This is a genomic window from Rothia nasimurium (assembly GCF_004569295.1).
In the GTDB taxonomy this organism is placed as follows: Bacteria; Actinomycetota; Actinomycetes; order Actinomycetales; family Micrococcaceae; genus Rothia; species Rothia nasimurium_B.
On sequence record NZ_SPQC01000013.1, the window covers coordinates 1 to 23,972 of the forward strand.

A 23,972-nucleotide genomic window follows, 5' to 3' on the forward strand; every position below is an offset into this window, starting at 1 on the left:
CCGCCCACCCGCGTGAGCCTGACCCTACCGGTTATCAACTACTCAGAGCGCATCTGGTTCCTGGTTGCCGGTAGCGACAAGGCCGAGGCAACTGCCCGCCTGCGGGCGGCGTCCGCTCTACCGGAAACCCAGCTAACCGCCGAGATCCTCACCCAGACCCCGGCAGCTGGGGCTCGCGGCCTGCTCGAAACCCTGATTCTGGCAACCGAGGACGCCCTCGGCTCGACTTCCTAGAGTTCAGGTATTTAGAGACAAAAAATTCCCGCCTACCGGTGAACCGGTGGGCGGGAATTTTTGATGAAAGCCTAGATAACGGCGGTTTCAGAGAAACGCAGCACCAGGGCGTAACCGATAATCGCAAAGACCCAGAGCAGAATCACTGTGACGGTCAGACGGATTAGGTTTTTAGATGCCATGCCCGAAGAGTTCAGCGAGGTGGTCATGCCACCACCGAACATATCTGAAAGGCCGCCGCCCTTACCGCGGTTCAGCAGAACCAGCAGGATGGTAAGAATGCTCGCGATAGCGATTAGGACCATCAGGATAATCTTGAGGGTTTCCACGCAGAACCTTTCAGTCGGGTTGAAGGGCGTTTCGAAGCGCCATCAATCTACTATACCCCTAGTTAGGGTATTTTTTTAGGCCTTGTAACGAGCGATGTTAGCGAATTCGGTGGCGTCGAGGGAAGCGCCGCCCACCAGTACGCCGTCGACGTCTGCCTCGGCCACGATCTCGGGGGCTGATGCTGCCTTGACGGAGCCGCCGTAGAGTACGCGGACCTTACCGGCGACCTCTGCGGAGTAGAGCTTGGTCAGTTCCTCGCGGATAGCCTTGCTCATTTCCTGGGCGTCAGCTGCGGTTGCAACCTTGCCGGTACCGATAGCCCAGACGGGCTCGTAGGCTACGACCAGGGTCTCAGCCTGTTCTTCGGTCAGACCCTCGATGGAGCCGCGTAGCTGGTCCAGGGTGAAGTCGACGTGCTCGCCGGCTTCACGCTTGTCGAGGCCTTCACCGACGCAGAGTACGGGGGTGAGCTCGTTGCGGTAGGCAGCCTGTACCTTAGCGGCGCAGACGGCGTCGGTTTCGCCGTGGATGGTGCGGCGCTCTGAGTGGCCGATCAGCACGTAGGTAGCACCGAGCTTCTTGAGGAAGACGCCGGAGATGTCGCCGGTGTAGGCGCCGGAGTCCTGGTCTGAGAGGTCCTGGCCGCCGTAGACGATGTTGAGCTTGTCGCCGTCAACGAGGGTCTGTACGGAGCGGATGTCGGTGAAGGGAGGGAAAACGGCAACTTCGGCGGTATCGTAGTCGAAGTTGGTGTCATCCAGGGTCCAGGCCAGCTTCTGGAGCAGGGTCACACCTTCGGTGTGGTCCATGTTCATCTTCCAGTTGCCTGCGATGAGGGGCTTGCGAGTCATGGGCTCGTTCCTTTCGCGAAATCTTGAGGTGGGTGGGCAGGACGCGGCGGGTGCGCCCGTCCTGTCCGCTGGCGGGTTAACCGCCGGGTGGCTTACTGCCACCTGGTGTTGTTTTAGGCGCCGAGTGCTTCGAGGCCGGGCAGGGTCTTACCTTCGATGTATTCGAGGGAAGCGCCGCCGCCGGTGGAGATGTGGCCGAACTGGTCGTCGGAGAAGCCCAGGTTGCGCACTGCTGATGCTGAGTCGCCGCCACCGATGATGGAGAAGGCCTCTGACTCAACGAGGGTGTCGGCTACTGCCTTGGTGCCGCCTGCGAAGGCTTCAATTTCGAAGACGCCTACGGGGCCGTTCCAGAAGACCAGCTTGGCTTCCTTGATCTTCTGGGCGAAGAGTTCGCGGGTTGCGGGGCCGATGTCGAGACCTTCTGCCTTGGCGCCCAGATTGCCGCCGGTGAGGTCTTCGATGGGGCGGATTTCGGTGTTAGCGTCGTTAGAGAAGTCATCTGACCAGACGATGTCTGAGGCGATGATGAGTTCGGTACCCTTCTTAGGGGCTTCTTCCATGTAGCGCTTGCAGTTTTCGATCTGGTCTTCTTCCAGCAGGGACTGGCCGACCTCGTAGCCCATGGCCTTAGCGAAGGTGTAACCCATGCCGCCACCGATCAGCAGGGCGTCTGCCTTGCCGATGAGGTTGTCGATAACTGCCAGCTTGTCTGAGACCTTAGCGCCACCCATGACAACGACGAAGGGGCGGTCGGGGTTCTTGATGACCTTCTGCAGGACGTCAACTTCGGTCTTGACCAGGTCGCCCAGGTAGGCGGGCAGTTCCTTGGCGATGTCGTACACCGAGGCGTGCTTGCGGTGCACAGCACCGAAGGCGTCGTTGACGTAGGCGCCGTTCTCGCCGGTCAGGGCTGCCAGTTCTGCTGCGAATTCGGCGCGCTCGGCGTCGTCCTTGGAGGTTTCGCGGGCGTCGTAGCGTACGTTTTCAACGACGAGCAGTTCGCCGTCCTTCAGTGCCTCGGCCTTGGCCTTGGCGTCCTCGCCCACCAGGTCAGTTGCGATGATGACGGGGAAGTCTGCCAGTTCTGCCAGGCGCTCTGCGGCGGGCTTGATGGAGTACTGGGGGTCTACCTGGCCCTTGGGGCGGCCCAGGTGGGCGGTGACGATGACGCGGGCACCGGCGTCGGTGAGCTTCTTGAGTACGGGCAGGGAGGCGCGGACGCGGCCGTCATCGGTGACGACGCCGTCCTTGAGGGGTACATTCAGGTCGGAACGGACGAGAACGCGGCGGCCTGCTACGCCACCGTCGATGAGCTCTGCGAGAGTCTTTGCCATGGGATTTTTCATCTCCATACAGTGAGAGTTGGTTGTGGCTAGCCCCGGTATGGGGCCGGATAAAGGGATGGGTTAGCGAACCGCGCGCGTGCGCGTCGATTCGCTAACCCTATCTTATTGCTGTCTTGTTCAAGACCGGTGGATGACAGCTTAGAGAGCTGCTACTACCTTGTTGGTGAACATGACCAGGCGTGAAACGTAGCCGTATTCGTTGTCGTACCAGGCGATAACCTTGACCTGGTTACCGATGACCTTGGTCAGGGGTGCGTCGAAGACGGTTGAGACGGGCTCACCTTCGATGTCCTTGGAGACGATGGGCTCCTCGGAGTAGGTGATGATGCCCTTCATGAGACCCTCTGCTGCTTCCTTGACGGCTGCGTTGACCTCTTCAACGGTAACTTCACGTGAAGCGGTGAAGGTCAGGTCGGTGATGGAGCCGGTGGGGGTGGGTACGCGAACTGCAAAGCCGTCCAGCTTGCCCTTGAGTTCGGGCAGAACCAGGCCAACAGCTGCTGCTGCACCGGTTGAGGTGGGAACCATGTTCAGGGCTGCGGCGCGGGCACGGCGCAGGTCTGAGTGGGGGGCGTCCTGCAGGCGCTGGTCAGCGGTGTAGGCGTGGATGGTGGTCATCAGGCCCTTTTCGATACCGAACTTGTCGTTCAGTACCTTGGCCATGGGTGCCAGGCAGTTGGTGGTGCAGGATGCGTTTGAAACGATGTTCATGGTGGCTGAATCGTACTGGTCGTCGTTGACGCCCATGACGAAGGTGCCGTCGATGTTCTTGCCGGGTGCAGAGAGGATAACCTTCTTGGCGCCAGCTTCGAGGTGTGCCTTTGCCTTTTCACCGTCGGTGAAGAAGCCGGTGGATTCGAGAACAACGTCTACGCCGAGGTCTGCCCAGGGCAGGTCTGCGGGGTTGCGCTCAGCCAGAACCTTGATTTCCTTGCCGTTGACGACCAGTCCGTTTTCGGAAACAGCTACTTCACCGTCGAAGCGACCCATGATGGAGTCGTACTTGAGCAGGTGTGCGAGGGTCTTGACGTCGGTCAGGTCGTTGATAGCAACGATCTCGAAGCCTTCGCCGTGCTGGGCAGCTGCGCGGAAGAAGGTACGACCGATGCGGCCAAAGCCGTTAATTGCTACGCGTACAGTCACTGAAATCAAACTCCTAGATACAGTTAGTGACGTTGGTGGACGAGACGCCGGTTCTGGCGTTTCATCGCCGAACTTGGGAAAACGTGGTTCCTTCAGCTCAAGCGGGTGAGCTCTCGTCCGGTTCGTTAACCATCATACCCTGTTTATGTGAGTTTTGGTGTGTTTCTGTCGGTTTTTTGAGTGGACTTGCGTGCGTTTATGGATGCTTGACCCCCGTTTTGACCTGGAAATATGGGTTTTGCCGGGTGAGAGCATGAGCAAGACCACCCAGTAAAGGGCAAACCAACAAAAACCCACACATCCTAATTGAGGTGGCTGACGCCGTTCACACCGGCTTCGGTGCCGGGAATGCCGCGTTCAGCTGCCCGCTTATCGGCCATAGCAATCAGGCGGCGGATACGGCCGGCAATAGCATCTTTAGTCATGGGAGGTTCAGCCAGGCGCCCCAGTTCGTCAAGGGATGCCTGCTTGTGGGCAACACGCAGTTCACCGGCGTAGCGCAGGTGCTCGGGTACCTTATCACCCAGAATCTCTAGGGCCCGCTCAACACGGGCACCGGCGGCCACAGCGGCCTGGGCTGACCGGCGCAGGTTGGCATCGTCGAAGTTGGCCAGGCGGTTGGCGGTCGCTCGCACCTCTTTACGGGCGCGGCGTTCCCGCCAGTTGTCGAGGGCGTCAACAGCGCCCATTCGCTCTAGCAGCAGGGAGATGGTTTCACCGTCGCGCACGACCACCCGGTCCACCCCGCGCACTTCGCGGGCCTTGGCGATCACGTCGAGACGGCGGGCGGCACCGACCAGGGCCAGGGCAGCCTCGGGGCCGGGGCAGGTAAATTCCAGGGCGGACGAACGCCCGGGCTCGGTCAGCGAACCGTGAGCCAGGAAGGCCCCGCGCATGACAGCTTCAGCATCGGCCAAAGAACCGTTGACCACGGCAGGGGGTAGACCGCGGACGGGGCGGCCGCGTCCGTCCAGCAAACCGGTCTGCCGGGCCAGCGCTTCGCCGCCCTGATCAACACGAACAACGTAGCGCCCACCCCGGCGCAGCCCGCCACCCGAGATAGAGGTAATGGAAGCCTCGTGGCCGTACATTTCGGCAATGTTATAGCGCAGGCGTTCTGCGGTGATTTCGAGGTCAACTTCAGCTTCGACCACGATTTTGCCTTGCACGAGGTGCAGACCGTTCGTGAAGCGCAAGATTGTGGCTACCTCAGCTTTGCGCACGGATGAGCGCGTGGCTTCGTAGTGTGCCAGCTCTTCTTTGACCGATGCCGTCAGGGCCATGCGGGTCTTCCTCCAAAGTTGTGTCTGCTCTCGTAAGCGCGGGGTGCCGGTGTGTGGTCGGCGTTAGTGTTTAAAGACGTGCTTGTAGGCAGCTGCTAGTTTGAGGGGATCGTGCACGCCGGGTTGGTCAGCTTCTGCCACATCAGCCCAGAGCACCTTCGCCCCTAGCTGGGCTGCTACATCTTCAAATGTCGTGCCTTCTCCTGCGGCGGCGGGATCAGCGATGACTGTATTAACCCTAATTTCTGGAACGTATTCACGCAAAACGAGCAGGTGGTCTGCGGCACTCATGCCGAGGGTTTCTTTGCCGTCAAGTTCGAGGTTCATCACCAGGCAAATCTTGGCGCTGGTGTTGAGGATAGCGTCGCGCAGGCCGGGCAGGAGCAGGTGCGGGAGTAGGGAGGTATAGAAGGAACCTGGCCCCAAGACCACCCAGTCGGCCTCGTGTACCGCGCGGACGGCGTCCGAGCAGGCTTCGGTGTTCTCAGGTAGCAGGCGGACCTTGTCCACACGCCCTGCCTTGGCCAGGGTGGCCTGGCCCTGGACGGTATCGCGGAAGGTCACCCCGTGGTCGTTGGTGGTAACGATATCGCCCTCGATCACCAGGGGCCTAGTAGCCATGGGGAGCACGCGTCCGCGGGCGTTGAGCAGGGCCCCGGCCCAGTCCAGCCCGGCGATAGTGTCGCCTAACAGCTCCCAGAGGGTGACAATCAGCAGGTTGCCCAGGGCATGGTTTTCAAGGGCGGTAGGACGTTCAGGGCTGCGGGAGGTGAAGCGGTGCTGCATAACGTCGCGCCAGGTGCGCCCCCAGTCGGTGTCGTCGCACAGGGCCGAAAGGGCCATGCGCAAATCGCCAGGTGGCAGCACGTCCAGCTCTTCGCGGAGCTTACCCGAGGAGCCCCCGTCGTCCGCCACGGTTACCACGGCGGTGAGGGCGGTGGTGATGAGCTTGAGGGCAGAAAGGGAGCCGTAGAGGCCGTGCCCACCGCCCAGGGCAGTGACGCGAACGGGTAGGTCGTGCCCTTGGGCGGTGACGGGCAGTAGGCCGGTTTCGGGGAACCGGCTCATGCGAGTTGCCTCAGACATTATTCTCGCCCCATGTCGCGGTGGTGTACGGAGATATTCACGTCTTCCATCTCGCTCAGGCGGCGGGCGATTTCTTCGCTCACGGCCACCGAACGATGCTTACCGCCGGTGCAGCCGATGGCGAAGGTGGCGTAGAGCTTACCCTCACGGCGGTAGCCCGCGATAACGGGCTGCAGGGCAGCGATGTAGTTGCTGATGAACTCTTCGGTGCCGTCCTGGGCGAAGACAAAGTCGCGGACGCCGGCGTCCTGCCCGGTCTGGGCCCGCAGGCCGGGCACCCAGTGGGGGTTAGGAATAAAACGCATGTCGGCCATGTAGTGCACATCTGAGGGGGTACCGTACTTGAAGCCGAAGCTCATGACGGTGATGTTGACCAGGCGTTCCTTACCCGGGGCGTAGGTTTCGCGCACCTTTTTTGCCAGCTGGTGGATGTTCATGCCAGAGGTGTCGATAACGTAGTCGGCTTCCTCCTGCAAGCCAGCGAAAATACGGCGTTCTTCGGCAATTGCCTCAGCTACAAGACCACCCTGTTGCAGGGGGTGGGGACGGCGCTGGGCCTCGTAGCGGGCGATAATGTCCTTATCGGCGGCGTCCATGAAAAGCATGGAAAAATCGACATCAGAGGCGCGGAGCTTGTTAATAGCCTCGGGCAGGTCAGCCAGCTGGCGGCGGGCACGAATATCGATACCCACAGCTACTTTGGGGAGTTTACCCGGTGAGTCTTTGACCAGCTGGGCCAGGGAGCCGAGCATCTGCGGCGGAATGTTATCGACCACGTACCAGCCCTCGTCTTCGAGGGTGTTGGCTGCGGTGGATCGGCCGGCACCCGAGATACCGGTGATCACAAGAATTTGCGGCTTGACGGTCTGCTCGCTGGAGTTGGGTGACATGGGTGGGGGTCTCTCGCTTCCACGAATCATTCGGTTGGTACTTCTAGCTTAGTGCACTGCTTCACTCTCGGGTTCATTCCCCGGCCCCGGCGCAAAGCGCTCCCGTATTTTCTGGGCCATAGCGGGGCCAATGCCCGGTATCTCTTGAAGTTCTTCGACGCTTGCTTCAGAAAGCTGTTTAAGGGAGCCGAAGTGCTTGATGAGGGCTTCGCGTTTGGCAGGGCCCAGCCCGGGTACGGTGTCGAGGGCAGATTTGACCATTTCTTTACCCCGCTTGGAACGGTGGAAGGTAATAGCGAAGCGGTGGGCCTCATCGCGGATGCGCTGAATCAGGTACAGGGCGTTAGAGGTTCTGGGCAGAATGACGGGGAAGTCGTCACCCGGCAGCCAGAGCTCTTCGAGGCGCTTGGCGATACCGACCACGTAGATATCGATAATTCCCAGGTCTTCGAGGGCCCGGGTGGCGGCGGCAACCTGGGGCTGGCCGCCATCTACCACGACCAGGTTGGGCGGGTAGGCGAACTTGGCCGGCTCCTTGGTGTGCAGGTCCTCGTCGCTGATTTGGCCGGAAGCCCGCACCCGGGCCCCTGGGGCCTCGTCGGTGAGATAGCGGCGGAAACGACGGTAGATGACGTCGTACATGCTAGCGGTATCATCGCGGGCGGCGGCACCGGTAATGGAGAACTTGCGGTAGTCGCTCTTCTTGGGCAGGCCGTCCTCAAAGACCACCATGGAGGCCACCACATTAGTGCTCTGCACGTGGGAGATGTCGTAGCACTCGATCCGCATGAGGGCCTCGGGCAGTTCCAGGGTCTCTTGGAGCTCCACCAGGGAGGCCGAGCGGGTGGTGAGGTCCCCTGCCCGGCGGGTCTTGTGCAGGGCCAGGGCCTGCTTGGCGTTCTCGGCAACGGTTGCCATCAGCTCAACGCGGTCACCACGCTGGGGCACGCTAATGGTCACCTTGGCCCCGCGCACACCCGAGAGCCATTCTTCGAGCTTCTCATGGTTTTCGGGTAGGACCGGCACATTGATATGGCGGGGTATCTCGTTGAGGTTGTGGTTGATTTCTTCCTCGGTTGACCCAGCGGCCAGGGCGACAGCGGCCTCACCGTAGACCTGAACCAGTAGGTGGTCGACCAGGGCTTCAGGGGTGGAGTCTTCGACCTTCTCAACGATCCAGCCCCGCTGGCCGCGGATGCGTCCGCCGCGCACATAAAACACCTGCACCGCAGCTTCTAGGTCATCTTCGACAAAGTTGAACAGGTCGGCATTCACCGAATCGGGCAGCACCACGGCGTTGCGTTCAAAGGCCTTGGTTAAGGCTTCAATGTCATCGCGCAGGCGGGCCGCCTTTTCAAAATCAAAGTCGGCGGCGGCGTCCTTCATCTGCCGGGTCAGCTCGGCAATGAACTTCTCGGCTCCCCCGGCCATGAAGGAGCACAGGTCCTCAGCGATTTTCTGGTGGTCTTCGCGGCTCACCCTACCCACGCAGGGGGCAGCGCACTTGTCGATGTAACCCAGCAGGCAGGGCCGGTCGGACGCCTGGGCCCGGTTAAAGACGCCAGCTGAGCAGGTGCGCACCGGGAAGACCCGCAAGAGGGCGTCAAGGGTTTCGCGGATAGCCCAGGCCTGGGAATAGGGGCCAAAATAGCGCACACCCTTCTTCTTTTCCCCGCGCATGACCTGGGCGCGCGGGAAGCGGTCTTTAAGGGTGACGGCCAGGTAGGGGTAGGACTTATCATCGCGGAAGGCGATGTTGAAACGGGGCTTGTATTCCTTAATCCAGGTGTACTCTAGCTGCAGGGATTCGAGCTCGCTGCTCACCACGGTCCACTCCACCGAGGCGGCCGTGTGTACCATAGCGTAGGTTTTGGGGCTCAGGGAATCTACGCGGGCAAAATAGGAGTTCAGGCGGTTGCGCAGGTTCTTGGCCTTGCCCACGTAGATAATACGACCCACCTCGTCGCGGAAGCGGTAAACCCCGGGGTTGGTGGGGATTTCGCCGGACGCCGGGCGGTAGGAGGCAGGATCGGCCACGTGTATCAGGTCCTTTGAGCTAGGTCAGGGGCGATAGGAGCCTCTAGCCCGCGCTGGGTGCTGGGCTAGATTCCCCCGTCGCGTTCTGCTGACGGTGAGACGTTGTATTCGTTTTTGCGGGGCTGGCCAGAGAGCTGGGCGATAGCGTCCATAATCTGGTCGGTGGTCTGGCGGCGCTGCTTGCCGCTCATCCGATCCCCCAGTTTTTCGAAGGTCATGGGCTCCCCCACCCGCACCGTAAAACGGTGGGGGTAGACCATGTTGGAGCCCGGCTTTTGAATCTTATCGGTACCAATCAGGCCGATAGGCACTACGGTGGCCCCGGTCATGTGAGCCAGCCAGGCCACCCCGATTTTTCCCTTATAGAGGTAGCCGTCGCGGGAGCGGGTGCCCTCGGGATAGATGCCGAAGACCTTGCCCTTATTGAGGCGGTCGAGGGCGGTTTCGAGGGCCTTCATGGACTCTTTTTTGTCGGTGCGGTTGACCGGAATAATGTCGATGACCTGGAAAAGGGTCTTCATGGCCTTGCCCTTGAGGCCCGGTGAGTTGACGTACTCAGACTTGGCGAGAAAGGCAACTCGACGGGGCATGAGGGCTGAGATAATCACCGAGTCAAGGAAGGCCAGGTGGTTGGAGGCCACGATGACGGGGCCCTCAGCGGGGAAGTTCTCAAGGCCGGTCACGCGGGCGCGGAAGACGGTACGGAGCAGGGCTTCGACAGTCTTTTGAGTTGCCTTGTATTTGAGGGACATGAGAACTCCTTGGTGCACAGCTGGCGGGGCCTACCGTGGCAGGCACCCCACCCGGGGTATGCTTTTTGAAATTTTAGGGCTGTTTTGACCTATTTAGCATACCCCGGCGGGGTGCTGCTGCCCTAGAGCATCTCAGCTAGGAAGCGGCCGGTGTGAGATTCGGGAACGGTTGCCAGCTGCTCGGGGGTACCGGTTGCCAGCACGGTGCCACCGCCGTCGCCACCTTCAGGGCCCATGTCGATGAGCCAGTCGGCGCTCTTGATGACATCCAGGTTGTGCTCGATGGTAATGACGGTGTTGCCTTTATCGACCAGGCCCTGCACCACTCCAAGGAGCTTGCGGATATCTTCAAAGTGCAGACCGGTGGTGGGCTCATCGAGCACGTAGATGGAACGGCCGTTAGAGCGCTTTTGGAGCTCGGTAGCCAGCTTGACGCGCTGGGCTTCACCGCCGGAGAGGGTGGTCGCTGACTGGCCCAGACGCACATAGCCGAGGCCCACGTCCACCAGGGTGTCGAGATACCGTGAAATCTTGGTGAAGGCGGCGAAGAATTCGGCGGCTTCAGAGACCGGCATGTCAAGGACATCGGCAATAGTCTTGCCCTTGTAGTGCACTTCGAGGATCTCGCGGTTATAGCGCTTACCCTTGCAGACCTCACAGGGCACGTAGACGTCGGGCAGGAAGTTCATCTCAATCTTGAGGGTGCCATCACCCGAGCAGGCTTCGCAGCGTCCGCCCTTGACGTTGAAGGAGAAGCGACCGGGCTGGTAGCCGCGCATCTTGGCTTCGGTAGTTTCTGCAAAGAGCTTGCGGATGTGGTCGAAGACGCCGGTATAGGTCGCCGGGTTAGAACGCGGGGTGCGGCCGATGGGTGACTGGTCCACGTGGATAATCTTGTCGAGGTGGTCCAGGCCGGTAATGGTCTTGTGACGGCCCGGCACCTGCTTGGCCCCGTTGAGCTTATTTGCCAGGGAGGTGTAGAGAATATCGTTAACCAGGGTGGACTTGCCTGAACCGGAGACGCCGGTGACGGCGGTGAGCACGCCCAGGGGGAACTCGATGTCCACGTTCTTGAGGTTGTTTTCGCGGGCCCCAATGACCTTGATGGTGCGCTTGGGGTCAACCGGACGGCGGGTGGCGGGCACCGTGATAGCGCGGCGTCCGGCCATGTAGTCACCGGTCACGGAGTTTTTATTCTCAAGGAGCTCGGCAAAGGTACCCGAGTGCACGATCTGGCCGCCGTGCTCGCCAGCGCCGGGGCCAACGTCCACGATCCAGTCGGCTTCTTTCATGGTGTCTTCGTCGTGCTCCACCACGATTAGGGTATTACCCATGTCGCGCAGCTTGGTAAGGGTTTCAATCAGGCGGCGGTTATCGCGCTGGTGCAGGCCAATGGAGGGCTCGTCCAGCACGTAGAGCACGCCCACCAGGCCGGAGCCAATCTGGGTTGCCAGGCGGATACGCTGGGCCTCACCGCCCGAGAGGGTGCCCGCTGATCGGGCCAGGTTCAGGTAGTCCAGGCCCACATCGAGCAGGAACTGCAGGCGGGCATCAATTTCTTTGAGCACCAGCTCAGCAATCTTAGCCTCGCGCTCACTCAGGGTCAGCGAGCGCATAAAGGTGAGGGCTTCGCGCATGGGCATGTCGGTGACGTCGGCGATGGACTTGCCGCCGACGGTGACGGCCAGGATGGTGGGGTTGAGGCGGGCGCCCTTGCAGGAGGTGCAGGCGACCTTACGCATGTACTGTTCGTAGCGGTCTTTTGACCAGTCTGATTCGGTTTCTTCGTACTTGCGTTTGATGTAGGCGCTGGCGCCCTCGAAGCCGGAGGTGTAGCGGCGTTCGCGGCCGAAGCGGTTTTTGTAGGCGACGGTAACCTTGTAGTCCTTGCCGTTCAGAATAGCTTTTTTGACCTTGGCGGGAAGGTCTTTAAAGGGGGTGGCGAGGTCGAAGTTGAGTTCGTCGGCGAGACCGGCGAGGAGGCGTAGCCAGTATTCGCTGGTTGCCTTGCCGGTGGCCCAGGGGGCGACCGCTCCCTCGGCCAGGGAGAGGTCGGGGTTGGGCACGATCAGGTCGGTGTCTACTTCAAGGGTGGAGCCGATGCCGTCGCAGGCGGCGCAGGCGCCGAAAGGCGAGTTGAAGGAGAAGGCGCGGGGTTCTACCTCGGTAACAGCCAGGGGGTGGCTGTTAGGGCAGGCCAGGTTTTCGTTGAAAGAGCGGGTGCGACCCGGGGCGTCGGCGTCCTCGTCCACGAAGTCGATGAGCACCTTTCCGTCGGCGAGCTCCAGCGCGGTTTCGACGGAGTCGGTCAGGCGCTGGTGGACGCTCTCCTTGATGGCGATGCGGTCAACGACGACCTCGATGGTGTGCTTGTACTGCTTTTCGAGTTTGGGCGGGTCGGTGAGCTGGATGACCTCGCCATCCACGCGGGCGCGGGCGTAGCCGGCGGTGGAGAGTTCTTTGAAGAGGTCGACGAACTCGCCCTTGCGGGCTGAGACGACGGGGGCGAGCACCTGAAGGCGGGTTTTCTCAGGGTAGTCCATGAGGGTATCAACGATTTGTTGGGGGGACTGCTTGGAGATTTCCTCGCCGCATTCGGGGCAGTGGGGGTGGCCTACGCGCGCCCAGAGCAGGCGCATGTAGTCGTAGATTTCGGTGATGGTGCCGACGGTAGAGCGCGGGTTCTTAGAGGTAGATTTCTGGTCGATAGAGACGGCCGGTGAGAGACCCTCAATGAAGTCGACGTCGGGTTTGTCGACCTGGCCCAGGAACATGCGGGCGTAGGAGGAGAGGGATTCGACGTAGCGGCGCTGGCCCTCGGCGAAGATGGTATCGAAGGCGAGGGAGGATTTGCCCGACCCGGAGAGGCCGGTGAAGACGACCATGGCGTCGCGGGGGATGTCGAGGTCGACGTTTTTGAGGTTGTTTTCGCGGGCGCCCTGCACACGGATATGGGTGAGGTCGTTGCCGGTGGGTTGTGTGGCTGAGCCTGCCATGAGTCACCTATCTAAGAGATTGTTTCGAAGATATATTCTATAGGGTTTGCGTGAGCGATGAAAGCGTCTGCCCCTCCCGGTTTGTACCGCGCCCGGCTCATTCTGGGGTCTTAAACCGGGCAGGGCATGGTACAAAGGCGGGGTGAGAGCCTAGAATGGGGCCATGAGTGACCTAGCCAATACCCTGATTTTTGAGTCCGATGCCCTGACCGTGCGGTCCATTGCGGTATCGGAGATGGAAAACAACGTCTACCTGCTGACCCACCGGGCAAGCGGTGGGCAGGTGCTGATTGACGCCGCGGACGATTTTCCCGCCATCAACACCTTTGTCCAGCAGGCTGCCGCTGCCGACTCACTCGCTGCTTATGACCAGGCGGGGGCTGGCGTCCGCGCCCTGGTAACCACCCATTCCCACTGGGACCACATCCGAGCTCTGCCGGAGGCAGTGGAGACCTGGGACCCGGCAACCTACTGCGGCGCCCCCGATGCTGAGGCCATTGCGGAGCAGGAAAGCGTAGAGGTTGAAGAACGTCTGGTAGGTGGCGAGCATCTGACCTTAGCCGGCATTGAGCTTGAGGTGATTGCCCTGCGCGGGCATACCCCGGGTTCAATTGCCCTGGCCCTGCGGGTACCTGATGGTGCAGACGCCGGCGAGCGGGTTCTGCTGTTCACCGGGGATTCGCTCTTCCCAGGCGGGGTGGGCAAGACCAACTCTCCCCAGGACTTTGAGCAGCTCTTTGCCGATGTTTCAGAGCGCATCTTCGGCCGCTTTGACGATAACACCCTGGTGCTGCCGGGCCACGGCGACTCCACCACCCTGGGCAAGGAACGCCCCCAGCTGCCTAAGTGGAAGGAGCGGGGCTGGTAGGAGCCCCCTCTGGCAAGCCCGGTGGAGCCGTAATACAGAAGTTATACCTTGTCGCCCACCGGTCTACTTATTAGCATGAACCTTACAACTGGTTTGGGGTGCCCCTACTGCCAATTCTTTTCGGGCGGACGGGGCTGAGAACACACCCACTGAACCTGCTCTAGTTAGAACTAGCGAAGGGAAACCCATGCAGGAGCATGCCTCTATTTCTGCGCGCCTCGACGTGCCCTCTGACTCAAGCACCGCCATCCTTGCAGCAATCACAGCGGTGCGAACTACCACGCCTTTGGTGCAGTGCCTAACCAACGCTGTGGTCAGTAACATCACCGCTAACGCCCTGCTAGCGGCGGGTGCTGCCCCGGCTATGTGCGATACGCCGGCTGAGTCCTACGATTTTGCCCGGATTGCTACCGGCGTGCTGGTCAACGGTGGCACCCCCAGCGCCGAACAGTACGAAGGAATGCGCCAGGCTATTGCCGGAGCCAAGGACGCGGGAACTCCCTGGGTGCTGGACCCCGTTGCCGCCGGCGCCCTCACAGCCCGCACCGATTTCTACCGGGAGGTAATGCAGCTCTCCCCCGCCGTGATTCGAGGTAACGCCTCAGAGGTTGGGGTGCTGGCCGGCAGCGGCCGGGGCGGACGCGGGGTAGACGCAACCGATAAGGCCGAGGACGTACTCGCCGCAGCCCGCGTGTTCAGTCAACAGACCGGTGCCACGGTTGCTATCAGTGGAGCAATTGACTACGTTGTCACCGGCGACCAGGTAACGGCGGTAGAAGGCGGGCACCCCACCATGGCCCAGGTGATTGGTACCGGCTGTTTCTTAGGGGCCCTGGTAGCTGCCTATGCCGGGGCAGCGCTGGCAGCGGGTCTTGACCGCCACGATGCTGTGGTTGCCGCCCATGCCCATACGGCAGCTGCCGGTTCAGTTGCCGGAAGTCTTTATGCCACCAAGCCCGGTTCCTTCGCGGTTGCCTGGCTCGATGCCCTGGCCGAGCTGAGTGCTGAGCAGATTCTTGAGCGGGTCAGCCTGCGGGAGCTGAAGGCAGGTGGGCAGGCATGACTGTATTCCCTACCAAGCGCGCATCCGTTGACTGGTCGCTCTACCTGGTCACGGACCCGTCCTTTCAACCTGCCGAACACCTGACCAACCACGTCCTGCGGGCTATCGAGGGCGGGGTCAGCGTGGTGCAGCTTCGCGATAAGCAGGCCAGTGACGAGCAGCTTGAAGTTCAGGCCCGAGCTCTGGCCCGCGCCGGGGGCAGACGGGTGCCAATTTTCGTCAACGACCGGGTTCAGCTTGCTCTCTCACTGGGCCTACACCTGCATATTGGGCAGTCCGATATGCCCTATGTTCAGGCCCGCCAGATCCTGCCGGAGCATCTGATGATTGGCCTGTCGATTGAGAACCGCGACCAGCTAGAGGACTGTATCGCCCAGTGCACAGCGGCCGGGGTTCGGCTCCCCGATGTGGTGGGCCTGGGCCCGCTGGTTGATACACCCACCAAGCCCGATGCGGCACCGGCCCTGGGGATTGCGGGTATCACCGACCTGGCCCAACGGGCGGCCGAGGCGGGCATCGCGAGCGTGGCTATCGGCGGCATCCAGCTTGATAACGCGGCCGAACTCGCTGCCACCGGGGTCAACGGAATCTGCGTGGTCTCTGCCCTCATGGGGGCATCTGAGCCGGAGCTAACCGCTACTCGGTTACGCGGGCTTTTTACGGCAAAGGGCTCCCGGCACTCCTGCCCCGTCCCCAATATTCTGTCTATCGCAGGCACTGACCCCAGCGGCGGAGCAGGTGCTTCAGCTGACCTCAAATCCATTGCGGCAGCAGGCGGCTACGGCATGAGTGCTATCACCGCCCTGGTCGCCCAAAATACCCTGGGGGTCCGGGCCATTGAGGTTCCGCCCACCGACTTTTTACGGGCCCAGCTTGATGCGGTGAGCGACGATGTGCGTATTGACGCCGTCAAAATTGGCATGCTGGGGTCGGTGGACATTATCGATACGGTGGCCGCCTGGCTCGACGATAACCCCCAGCAGGTTGTGGTCCTTGACCCGGTGATGATTGCTACCAGCGGCGACCGGCTTTTAGAACCTGCCGCAGAAGAGGCCCTGCGCGACTTTTCCCGCCGGGCTACTGTGCTTACCCCCAATACCCCGGAACTTGCGATTCTAGCCCAGGAGCAGCCGCCAGCCACCTGGGACGATGCCTGCCAGATGGCCCAGCGGGTTGCTACCCGGTACGGGGCTGCCGTTATCGTCAAGAGTGGGCATCTGACCTGCTCCGAGGCAGGGAACGCGGTGGTCACAGCCGACGGGGTACAGGCGGTCTTTAGTAGGCAGCGCCTTGCGACCGCTAACACGCACGGCACGGGCTGTTCCCTATCGTCCGCGCTGGCCACCCGCCTGGGCGCGGGTGACAGTCTCGAAGAGGCCCTCTCATGGGTCACTGCCTGGCTGCACGGGGCTATCGCTACCAGCGACCGCTTGCAGGTGGGAGCCGGGCACGGCCCGGTTAACCACTTCTGGAACCTGTGGGCTGGCTCGGTGACTGCCGGTGCCACTCCGATTCCCCTGGGTGCTTTTGCGGACGCCGCCTCCCCGACTCCCCTGATTCCGGCAGCTGGCCCGCACACGGCTGCCCTCTGGGAAATGACCGGCGGTCTCTGGGAGCGCATCACGGCCCTGCCCTTCATCCGCCAGCTAGCCGATGGAACGCTGCCGGCCGAGGATTTCACTTTCTATCAGGATTAAGATGCCCTACTACCTGCGGGAATACTCACGGGCCCTGGCCCTCTTGAGCGCCAAGGCTCCCACCTCCGAGCAGCAGGTTTTCTGGGCACGTGGGGCTCACGGTAGAGTCCCTACTCCACGGGAGCTGGCCTTGCTACCTCCAACACGCCCGAGCGCACGCACACCGCCTGGTTAAGCATGTACGGGTCAGCAGATTTTAGGGCCTCTGTCGAACAAGCCCTCAGCTACGTGGAGGCAGCTCTCGAAGATGCCCCGCCGCGCGTCCGCCCCCTCGCGGCGCAGGCCTACCAGCAGGCGTCCGCCCATGAACTGCATTTCTTCGACCAAGCTCACCGCCGCACCCTTTCTGTTTGACAGCCCCAGGTCGGCGACGGATGATGGCTATGGGCCTTACCACGGGGCGCGGCCCCTCCCGGTGCAACGGCACAGCCTGCAAACGGGAGTACGAACCGACAGAAAGATGTGAGATGACCTCCCCAGCACACCCAGGAGCCCATCAGCAGGCCCTCGCGGCATTCAAGGACATCGTGGGCGCTGACCACGTGCTCACCGCAGAGCACGCGACCATTCCCTACAGCAAGGGCTACCGCTTCGGCGGCGGCCCCCTGCTTGCCGTCCTCCGCCCCACCACCCTGGTGCAGATGTGGAAGGTGCTCCAGGTCTGCGTTGACCACAACCTCATGGTAATTCCCCAGGCCTCTAACACCGGTCTGACCGGCGGTTCCGGCCCGGGCTTCCAGGACTACGACCGGCCCATCGTGCTCATCTCAACCCACCTCATCAACCAGGTGCACCTGATTAACGACGCCCACGAGGCCATCTCCCTGGCGGGCGCCACCCTCACTCACCTAACCGAAGAGCTGGCCCCGCATGGCCGCGAGCCCCACTCGGTGATCGGGTCAACCTCCATCGGCGCCTCGGTCATCGGCGGTATCGCCAACAACTCCGGCGGTAGCCAAATTCGTAAGGGCCCGGCTTTCACCCGCGAAGCCATCTACGCCCGCGTCACCGAAGAAGGCAAGGTCGAGCTGGTCAACCACCTGGGTATCTCCCTGGGCGACGACCCCGAGGCCGCCCTCGACCGCCTGCAGCGCGGCACCTGGTCGGCGGACGACGTCACCCCCGCCCCTGCCGACAGCAGTGAGACCGAGTACGCCGCCCACCTACGCAAGATGGAGCCGACCCCCGCCCGCTACAACTCCAACCCTGAGTACCTATTTGAGGCGTCCGGATCCGCTGGCAAAATCATGGTCTTTGCCGTGCGAACCCGCACCTTCCCGCTCGAGAAGAACCCCGCCATGTTCTACATTGGCACCCACAACCCCCGCGAGCTCGAAGAAATCCGCCGCATCTTCCTCGAAGCCGACATGCCCCTACCCATCTCGGGCGAATACATGGGTCGCAGCGCCTTCGACCTGGCAGAAAAGTACGGCAAAGACACCTTCGTCTTCCTCAAGTACATGAGCTCTGCCCTGCAGACCCGCATGTTTGCCTTCAAGACCTGGGCCAACGGGGTCTTCAGCAAGGTCCCGGGCATCGGCCCCACCTTCGCCGACACCGTCTCCCAGCGTATCTTCGACCTGGTCCCCAACCAGCTGCCCAAGCGTATGCTAGACTACCGCGACCGCTTCGAACACCACCTGCTGCTCACCGTCAGTGAGGCCCAGAAGCAGGCGACCGAAACCATGCTCAAGGACTTTTTTGCGGCCCCCGAGCACGAGGGTGACTTCTTTATCTGCACGGCGGACGAGGCACAGAGCGCCAACCTCAACCGTTTTGGTGCTGCCAGTGCCGCCACCCGCTACGCCAGCATGAAGCGCAAGGAGCTAGGCGAGCTTATACCCATCGATGTTGCCCTGCGCCGCGATGACTGGGACTGGCTAGAGGTACTGCCCCCTGAAATTGCTAGCCAGCTGGATGTTACCGCCTACTACGGTCACTTCTTCTGCCACGTCATGCACCAGGACTACGTCGCCAAAAAGGGCGTTGACCCCCATAAGCTGCACGACGATATCCAGGAGCTGCTTGAGGCCCGTGGCGCCAAACTGCCTGCTGAGCACAACTATGGGCGTCTCTACCACATGCCCGAGGCTATGGTGGAGCACTTTAAGCAGCTTGACCCCACCAACACCTTCAACGCCGGCATCGGCGGCACCTCCCCTAAGAAGGGCTGGGCCTAATTGCTGTTTATCCGCCTGTAGGCGGGGAGCAGGTTCATCCTGACGGCTAATTTTTTAAGACAGGTGTGATCACACTCCAGCACCAACCAGCCCGACACCGCGCCGCCTACCTCACCACAGCCGTCCTGGCAGCCAGCACACTCTAGCCCTGGCAGGCTGTAGCCTCAGCGTCCCCTCCGCCCAGCAGCCGTCAGACTAGGCCCTCGCTCCCGCAGCCGACCGCGCCCACTGAGCCAGCTGGCAGCGGGAAAACTTTGAAAACTTCTACGAGCAGACCATCACCTGGGGCGAGTGCACCGCCGAGCACAGCGGCTTCTCCCTCGAGAACGAAGAGCTGCTGAAAGAAACCGGGTTCGACTACGCCAACTACGAGTGCGGCACCGTCACCGCCCCGCCCAACTGGGGAGATTCGGACGATAACCGCACCCTTGACCTAGCCGTCAGCCGCACCGTCTCTACTGGCAGCGACCCACAGGTACCCCTCTTCACCAACCCCGGCGGGCCGGGCATCGGCGGCATTCAGCACGCCATGTCGCTGGCAACCGACCCCTCCTTTGCACCCGTACTGGAAAGCCACCAGCTCTGGGGCGTTGCCAACTACATGGGCACCTCCCAGGTAGCCCGCGATATGGAGCTGCTCCGCTCCCTGGCCGGGGGCGAGCGCCTCGACTACCTGGGCTACTCCTACGGCACTATGCTGGGGGCCACCTACGCTACTCTCTTCCCCGAGAAGGCAGGACGCCTGGTGCTCGACTCGGCTGAAAATGCCCAGTGGGGTCCTGACCCACAACTACGACCAGATGGTAGCCGTATCGAAAGCTGTGGGTGCCCTGGCAGAGCGCTGCTCCGACCTCACCACCTCAGAAGATACAGTCGTGACCTGCCCTTTCACCAGCGAGCGCGAGATGCTCGACTACCAGAAGTCCCTGACCGACAAGCCCCTGGTAGCCAGTGACGACACCGAAATTACCGGTTCGGAGCTGCGTGATTACCTGACCAGCCAGCTCTACGGGCCGGACGTCATACAGGGAGACGGCCTGGACCTGCTGGGTAAAGCCAAGGCCGGGGATAAGGAAGCGGTAGACGCCCTTGCCCAGATGATTGCGACCAATAGCGCTGAGATTGATACGGCCGGGCAGCTGGTGGTGTGCCCCTCGAAGCCTAAGACTCCGGACGTAGAGGCCCTGCTGGCTCGCATGAAGGAGGTGGGCGTTCCCGAGGTCATTGGCGGCCCTGAGATCACCGATGAGGTGCTGGCTGAGTTTACCGAGTTCGGCTGTGCGGTTTTGCCCGCGACCGGCACCGTGTGCCAGCCGAACGCCCCCCGAACAGCAGTAACCTCCCCCTTAAGGGACTAGATACCATCTAAATCAGAAAAACCCACCAGTCACGTGGGTTTTTCTGATTTAGATGGTATCTACCTGTTTAAAGGCGGTTTAGAAGAGGCCGACCATAGTGCCGTCCTCGTCAAAGCCAATTCGTTCGGCAGCCGGGAACTTGGCCAGGCCCGGCATGGTACGCATGGTGCCGCAGATAGCGTAAACATAGCCGGCACCGGCAGCCAGGCGCACCTCGCGCACCGGCAGAGTCCAACCGGTCGGGGCACCCTTCAACGAGGCGTCAGCCGAGATGGACAGGTGAGTCTTGGCAATGACAACCGGCAGCTTGCCATAGCCTAGCTCCTCGTAGCGGGCCAGCTGCTTAGCCGCAGCCGGGGCGACCTCAATGCCGTCCGCGCCGTAGACCTTGGTGGCAACCTTCTCAATCTTGGTGGTCAGGCTATCTTCGTCCTCGTAGGTGTAGGTCAGCTCGCTCACGTCATCACAGGCTGCGGCGACGGCGTCCGCCAGCTCAGTCACGCCCTTACCGCCCTCGGCAACGCCGCGGTGAATCGCCACGCGAGCGCCAGCCTCCTCGGCAATGCGGCGAATCGTCTCGTGTTCTGACTCGAAGTCGGTGGGGAAGGCGTTGATAGCAACCACCGGCTGCACGCCGAAGGAGCGCACAATCTCGATGTGCTTGAGCAGGTTAGCGGCGCCTGCTTCGACGTTCTCGGTGTTCTCTGCCAGCAAGCCCTCGGGCAGGGGCTTGCCGGGCACAATCTTGTAGCGGCCCGAGTGGGACTTGAGGGAGCGGACGGTGACCACCAGGACGGCGGCGTCCGGCTTGAGGCCGGAGACGCGGCATTTGACGTTAAAGAAGCGCTCCGCACCCATATCTGCGCCGAAGCCGGCCTCGGTAATCACATAGTCGGCGTGCTCAAGACCAACGTAGTCAGCGACAACCGAGGAGTTACCGGTGGCGATGTTGCCGAAGGGGCCCGCGTGAATCAGGGCGGGGGTCTTCTCGAGGGTCTGGAGCAGGTTGGGGTTGATAGCGTCAGCCAGGATGACGGCCATAGCGCCGTCGGCCTTGAGGTCGGCTGCGGTGACGGGGTCGCCGTCCACGTTGAGGCCGATTACGATCTTGGCCAGGCGCTCCTGCAGGTCAGCGAAGCTGGTGGAGAGCGAGAGAATCACCATGATTTCGCTGGCTGAGGTGATGTCGAAGCCGGTTTCGCGGGGCACGCCGTCCATGCGCTCACCCAGGCCGATAACGATGTTGCGCAGGGCGCGGTCGTTCATGTCGATGACGCGGCGCCAGGTGATGGCGCGGGTGTCGATGCGCAGTTCGTTGCCGTGGTGCAGGTGGTTATCAATCATGGCAGCGAGCAGGTTGTGGGCTGCGGTGACGGCGTGGAAGTCACCGGTCAGGTGCAGGTTGAGCTTTTCCATGGGGACGATCTGGGAGTAGCCGCCACCTGCTGCGCCACCCTTGATGCCGAAGGTGGGGCCCATGGAGGGCTGACGCAGGGTCAGCATGGCCTTGCGGCCGGTTGCTGCCATACCCTGGGCCAGGGAGACCGAGGTTGCGGTCTTACCCTCGCCGAGAGGGGTGGGGGTAACGGCGGTGACCACGATGTACTTGGAGCCGCGGGCCAGGGCCTTTTCTGCGGTGGTGTCGTCGGTCAGCTGCACCTTGGCAACGTACTTGCCGTAGGGTTCCAGGCGATCCTCATTGATGCCTGATGCTGCGGCAATCTCGGTAATCGGCTGCAGGGTCGCTGCCTGGGCGATTTCAAGATCAGAGGGGAAGTGCTTGCTCATAATGTGAACTTCCTTGGTTAACTAGCTTATCTGCCACCACCCAGTTTAGTGCCCTGAGTCATGTTTTGCAGAGCCAGCACACTCATACATCTCAAGGAATGCTCAAAATTTTAGAAGAGCTACCAGACTCGCCACCCCTAGGACAGATAACATACGCCAGCCGCCGGCATGGGGTAATGTTGAGCGCATCACTACACATTGAATTTCGCCAGCAGACACACATCTCAGAGGAAAGCTTCATGTCAGTTCTTGATAGGTCAGCTATCGTAGCACCCATCACTTTTAACCGCTGGTTCATGGCGCCAGCGGCACTTGCCATCCATCTCTGCATCGGGCAAGTCTACGCCTGGTCAGTTTTTAAGACCCAGCTGGTCACCCACTTTGGATCAACTGAAACCGCAGTGGGTTGGGTCTTCTCTCTCGCCATCGCCATGCTGGGTATCTCAGCGGCCATCGGTGGCACCTGGGTGAAGCGGGTTGGCCCTCGCAAGTCGATGCTAACGGCGGGAACCTGCTGGGTTCTAGGCTTTCTCATCGCGTCTCTCGGCGTGACCACCAACCAGCTATGGCTAGTTTTCCTGGGTTACGGTGCACTCGGCGGCATTGGTCTGGGTCTGGGCTACATTTCCCCGGTATCCACCCTCATGAAGTGGTTCCCTGACCGCCCGGGCATGGCCACCGGGCTTGCCATCATGGGTTTTGGCGGCGGTGCGCTCATTGCTTCTCCCGTATCGGCCCAGCTCATGGAGCTCTTTTCAGGCTCAGCCGAAAAGACAGAACAGGCATCAGCGCTCGTCCCCTCATTCTTAGTTCTCGCTGCCTCCTACGCCCTTATTATTCTGCTGGGCGCTTTCGTCATCAGGGTCCCCCACCCCGACTGGAAGCCCGCCGGTTTCGACCCGGCCCAGCAGAAGCCCAATACCATGCGCACCAACAAGAACGTCACCGCAGCCCGGGCTATCCGCACTCCCCAGTTCTGGCTGCTCTGGACTGTACTATTCACCAATGTCACCGCCGGTATCGGCCTGCTTGAATCAGCCTCCCCCATGATTCAGTCTTACTTCACCATCTCCGCTGCGGCGGCAGCCGGCTTCGTCGGTCTGCTGTCCCTGGGCAATATGGGTGGCCGCTTCGTCTGGTCATCGACCTCAGATATCATCGGCCGCAAGAACATCTACATCATGTACCTGGGCGTGGGGCTGGCCCTCTACATCATCTGGGCACTCTTCGGCAACGTCAGCCTGGTGCTCTTTATCGCTACCGCTTTCATCATCATTTCCTTCTACGGCGGTGGCTTTGCCACCATCCCGGCCTATCTGCGCGATATGTTTGGCACCCTACAGGTGGGGGCTATCCACGGCCACCTGCTGACCGCCTGGTCAGCTGCGGGTATTGCTGGGCCGCTCATCGTCAACCTGGTTCAGGACACCGTGCGTGGGGGCAACCCCGATGCCTCTGGTGCCGAGCTCTACCAGCCCTCCCTCTTCATCATGGTGGGCGTGCTGGCAGTTGGGTTCATCGCCAACCTGCTGGTCAAGCCGGTGAACGAGAAGCACCATGCCTCAGAGAAGGACATGGCAAAGCTGGCAGGCCACGGGAAGCTGGGCACCGCTGACCAACAAATTAAGGTCAACGCCGGCGGCCCGCTGCATACCCTGGCAGCCTGGGCCCTGACCCTACTCGTCACAAGCGGCTTGGTCTATGGCCTAGCCCAGACCATAATTCGCTCGCTGGCACTGTTCAGCTAAAAACCAGAAGCCCTGCCCTGGCAGCCCCCAGGTTGAGCACCAGGATGAGGGCACCCAGTACCAGATTAGGCCAGCCGCTTCCTACCCAGGCGGTGAGACCAGCTACGGCGATGATAGCGAGGTTGATGAGCACATCATTGCGAGCTGCCAAAAAGGCGGCTGCGGTGAGCGCCCCGGCACCGGTACGAAAACGGGCCAGAATCAGGGTACAGATGAGGTTGACCACCACGGCCCCGCCTGCGGTAACGAAGAGGGTGAGCGCATTGGGGGCGCCAGGGTCAGGGAATTTAGCCACGATCTGCCAGACGGCAGCCAGGGC

The 23,972-nt window shown here is 61.6% G+C and carries 20 protein-coding genes, 1 pseudogene and 1 riboswitch; of the genes and pseudogenes, 9 read left to right on the forward strand and 12 right to left on the reverse strand.

All coding sequences use genetic code 11. The features are described from left to right. A partial coding sequence (locus E4U03_RS04795) for a 6-phosphogluconolactonase (RefSeq protein WP_194210383.1) occupies positions 1–234 on the forward strand: 234 nt, incomplete at its 5' end. Between the two features lie 71 nt (positions 235–305). On the opposite strand, the gene secG is transcribed toward E4U03_RS04795, so the two are convergent. The 10 genes from secG to uvrA form a co-directional block, all read right to left on the reverse strand. Next, the gene (secG, locus tag E4U03_RS04800) at positions 306–563 is read right to left on the reverse strand and encodes a preprotein translocase subunit SecG (RefSeq protein ID WP_135012009.1); all 258 of its coding nucleotides are present in this window, start codon (positions 561–563) and stop codon (positions 306–308) included. Between the two features lie 75 nt (positions 564–638). Beyond that, positions 639–1,415, reverse strand: a complete 777-nt coding sequence (tpiA, locus tag E4U03_RS04805) for a triose-phosphate isomerase (RefSeq protein WP_135012010.1) — start codon at positions 1,413–1,415, stop codon at positions 639–641. Positions 1,416–1,528: 113 nt separating this feature from the next. After that, complete coding sequence (locus E4U03_RS04810) at positions 1,529–2,752, reverse strand: phosphoglycerate kinase (RefSeq protein ID WP_135012012.1); 1,224 nt, start codon at positions 2,750–2,752, stop codon at positions 1,529–1,531. A gap of 150 nt (positions 2,753–2,902) precedes the next feature. Further along, positions 2,903–3,907 (reverse strand): type I glyceraldehyde-3-phosphate dehydrogenase, encoded by a 1,005-nt coding sequence (gap, locus tag E4U03_RS04815; protein WP_135012014.1) that lies wholly within the window; start codon positions 3,905–3,907, stop codon positions 2,903–2,905. A 302-nt stretch (positions 3,908–4,209) separates the two neighbouring features. Continuing rightward, entirely contained in the window at positions 4,210–5,190 is a 981-nt protein-coding gene (whiA, locus tag E4U03_RS04820; protein WP_135012016.1) for a DNA-binding protein WhiA, read from the reverse strand. Between the two features lie 63 nt (positions 5,191–5,253). Beyond that, on the reverse strand, positions 5,254–6,276 hold the full coding sequence (locus tag E4U03_RS04825) for a gluconeogenesis factor YvcK family protein (protein WP_416220613.1): 1,023 nt from the start codon (positions 6,274–6,276) through the stop codon (positions 5,254–5,256). Next, on the reverse strand, positions 6,276–7,166 hold the full coding sequence (gene rapZ, locus E4U03_RS04830) for an RNase adapter RapZ (protein WP_194210384.1): 891 nt from the start codon (positions 7,164–7,166) through the stop codon (positions 6,276–6,278). Before rapZ ends, E4U03_RS04825 begins: the two co-directional genes overlap by 1 nt. 48 nt (positions 7,167–7,214) lie before the next feature. Further along, positions 7,215–9,203 (reverse strand): excinuclease ABC subunit UvrC, encoded by a 1,989-nt coding sequence (uvrC, locus tag E4U03_RS04835; RefSeq protein ID WP_135012020.1) that lies wholly within the window; start codon positions 9,201–9,203, stop codon positions 7,215–7,217. A 65-nt stretch (positions 9,204–9,268) separates the two neighbouring features. Beyond that, positions 9,269–9,955 carry a lysophospholipid acyltransferase family protein gene (locus E4U03_RS04840; RefSeq protein WP_135012022.1) on the reverse strand — a complete coding sequence of 229 codons (687 nt, stop codon included), beginning with the start codon at positions 9,953–9,955 and terminating at the stop codon, positions 9,269–9,271. Positions 9,956–10,077: 122 nt separating this feature from the next. Next, positions 10,078–12,951, reverse strand: coding sequence for an excinuclease ABC subunit UvrA (uvrA, locus tag E4U03_RS04845; protein ID WP_135012024.1), 2,874 nt, complete (start codon positions 12,949–12,951; stop codon positions 10,078–10,080). 163 nt (positions 12,952–13,114) lie between these two features. Between uvrA and E4U03_RS04850 the strand changes: the two genes are divergently transcribed. From E4U03_RS04850 to E4U03_RS04875, 7 genes and pseudogenes are all read left to right on the forward strand, one after another. After that, a complete protein-coding gene (locus tag E4U03_RS04850) occupies positions 13,115–13,819 on the forward strand; it encodes an MBL fold metallo-hydrolase (RefSeq protein WP_135012026.1) in 705 nt (234 codons plus the stop codon). A gap of 84 nt (positions 13,820–13,903) precedes the next feature. After that, a riboswitch (TPP riboswitch) is annotated at positions 13,904–14,018 on the forward strand. Beyond that, positions 14,007–14,882 (forward strand): hydroxyethylthiazole kinase, encoded by an 876-nt coding sequence (gene thiM / locus E4U03_RS04855; protein ID WP_135012028.1) that lies wholly within the window; start codon positions 14,007–14,009, stop codon positions 14,880–14,882. It overlaps the preceding riboswitch by 12 nt. Beyond that, a complete protein-coding gene (thiD, locus tag E4U03_RS13105) occupies positions 14,879–16,579 on the forward strand; it encodes a bifunctional hydroxymethylpyrimidine kinase/phosphomethylpyrimidine kinase (RefSeq protein ID WP_209304118.1) in 1,701 nt (566 codons plus the stop codon). Before thiM ends, thiD begins: the two co-directional genes overlap by 4 nt. Positions 16,580–16,738: 159 nt before the next feature. Further along, positions 16,739–16,933, forward strand: a pseudogene (locus E4U03_RS13110) (bifunctional hydroxymethylpyrimidine kinase/phosphomethylpyrimidine kinase); the annotation flags it as partial. Positions 16,934–17,046: 113 nt separating this feature from the next. Next, entirely contained in the window at positions 17,047–18,759 is a 1,713-nt protein-coding gene (gene dld, locus E4U03_RS04865; RefSeq protein WP_135012030.1) for a D-lactate dehydrogenase, read from the forward strand. Between the two features lie 529 nt (positions 18,760–19,288). Beyond that, positions 19,289–19,714: an alpha/beta fold hydrolase gene (locus E4U03_RS04870; RefSeq protein WP_135012032.1), complete on the forward strand. Its 426-nt coding sequence runs from the start codon at positions 19,289–19,291 to the stop codon at positions 19,712–19,714. Beyond that, on the forward strand, positions 19,635–20,117 hold the full coding sequence (locus E4U03_RS04875; RefSeq protein WP_135012034.1) for a hypothetical protein: 483 nt from the start codon (positions 19,635–19,637) through the stop codon (positions 20,115–20,117). Before E4U03_RS04870 ends, E4U03_RS04875 begins: the two co-directional genes overlap by 80 nt. A 78-nt stretch (positions 20,118–20,195) precedes the next feature. Here E4U03_RS04875 and E4U03_RS04880 read toward each other — a convergent pair whose 3' ends face one another. Beyond that, positions 20,196–21,905 (reverse strand): formate--tetrahydrofolate ligase, encoded by a 1,710-nt coding sequence (locus tag E4U03_RS04880; protein WP_135012036.1) that lies wholly within the window; start codon positions 21,903–21,905, stop codon positions 20,196–20,198. 239 nt (positions 21,906–22,144) lie between these two features. On the opposite strand from E4U03_RS04880, the gene E4U03_RS04885 reads away from it, so the two are divergent. Further along, positions 22,145–23,653 carry an L-lactate MFS transporter gene (locus E4U03_RS04885; protein WP_135012038.1) on the forward strand — a complete coding sequence of 503 codons (1,509 nt, stop codon included), beginning with the start codon at positions 22,145–22,147 and terminating at the stop codon, positions 23,651–23,653. On the opposite strand, the gene E4U03_RS04890 is transcribed toward E4U03_RS04885, so the two are convergent. Continuing rightward, positions 23,646–23,948 carry a hypothetical protein gene (locus tag E4U03_RS04890; protein WP_135012039.1) on the reverse strand — a complete coding sequence of 101 codons (303 nt, stop codon included), beginning with the start codon at positions 23,946–23,948 and terminating at the stop codon, positions 23,646–23,648. The two genes, E4U03_RS04885 and E4U03_RS04890, sit on opposite strands and share 8 nt — an antisense overlap. Positions 23,949–23,972 lie beyond the last annotated feature (24 nt).

What these genes read in the sequence shown, in the direction of transcription:
- E4U03_RS04885 (WP_135012038.1), top strand. Translation starts at nt 22,145, where the DNA reads ATGTCAGTTCTTGATAGGTCAGCTATCGTAGCACCCATCACTTTTAAC.
- E4U03_RS04810 (WP_135012012.1), bottom strand. Translation starts at nt 2,752, where the DNA reads ATGGCAAAGACTCTCGCAGAGCTCATCGACGGTGGCGTAGCAGGCCGC.
- E4U03_RS04870 (WP_135012032.1), top strand. Translation starts at nt 19,289, where the DNA reads ATGTCGCTGGCAACCGACCCCTCCTTTGCACCCGTACTGGAAAGCCAC.
- E4U03_RS04825 (WP_416220613.1), bottom strand. Translation starts at nt 6,276, where the DNA reads ATGTCTGAGGCAACTCGCATGAGCCGGTTCCCCGAAACCGGCCTACTG.
- uvrA (WP_135012024.1), bottom strand. Translation starts at nt 12,951, where the DNA reads ATGGCAGGCTCAGCCACACAACCCACCGGCAACGACCTCACCCATATC.
- E4U03_RS04850 (WP_135012026.1), top strand. Translation starts at nt 13,115, where the DNA reads ATGAGTGACCTAGCCAATACCCTGATTTTTGAGTCCGATGCCCTGACC.
- dld (WP_135012030.1), top strand. Translation starts at nt 17,047, where the DNA reads ATGACCTCCCCAGCACACCCAGGAGCCCATCAGCAGGCCCTCGCGGCA.
- thiD (WP_209304118.1), top strand. Translation starts at nt 14,879, where the DNA reads ATGACTGTATTCCCTACCAAGCGCGCATCCGTTGACTGGTCGCTCTAC.
- whiA (WP_135012016.1), bottom strand. Translation starts at nt 5,190, where the DNA reads ATGGCCCTGACGGCATCGGTCAAAGAAGAGCTGGCACACTACGAAGCC.
- thiM (WP_135012028.1), top strand. Translation starts at nt 14,007, where the DNA reads ATGCAGGAGCATGCCTCTATTTCTGCGCGCCTCGACGTGCCCTCTGAC.
- rapZ (WP_194210384.1), bottom strand. Translation starts at nt 7,166, where the DNA reads ATGTCACCCAACTCCAGCGAGCAGACCGTCAAGCCGCAAATTCTTGTG.
- E4U03_RS04840 (WP_135012022.1), bottom strand. Translation starts at nt 9,955, where the DNA reads ATGTCCCTCAAATACAAGGCAACTCAAAAGACTGTCGAAGCCCTGCTC.
- E4U03_RS04880 (WP_135012036.1), bottom strand. Translation starts at nt 21,905, where the DNA reads ATGAGCAAGCACTTCCCCTCTGATCTTGAAATCGCCCAGGCAGCGACC.
- tpiA (WP_135012010.1), bottom strand. Translation starts at nt 1,415, where the DNA reads ATGACTCGCAAGCCCCTCATCGCAGGCAACTGGAAGATGAACATGGAC.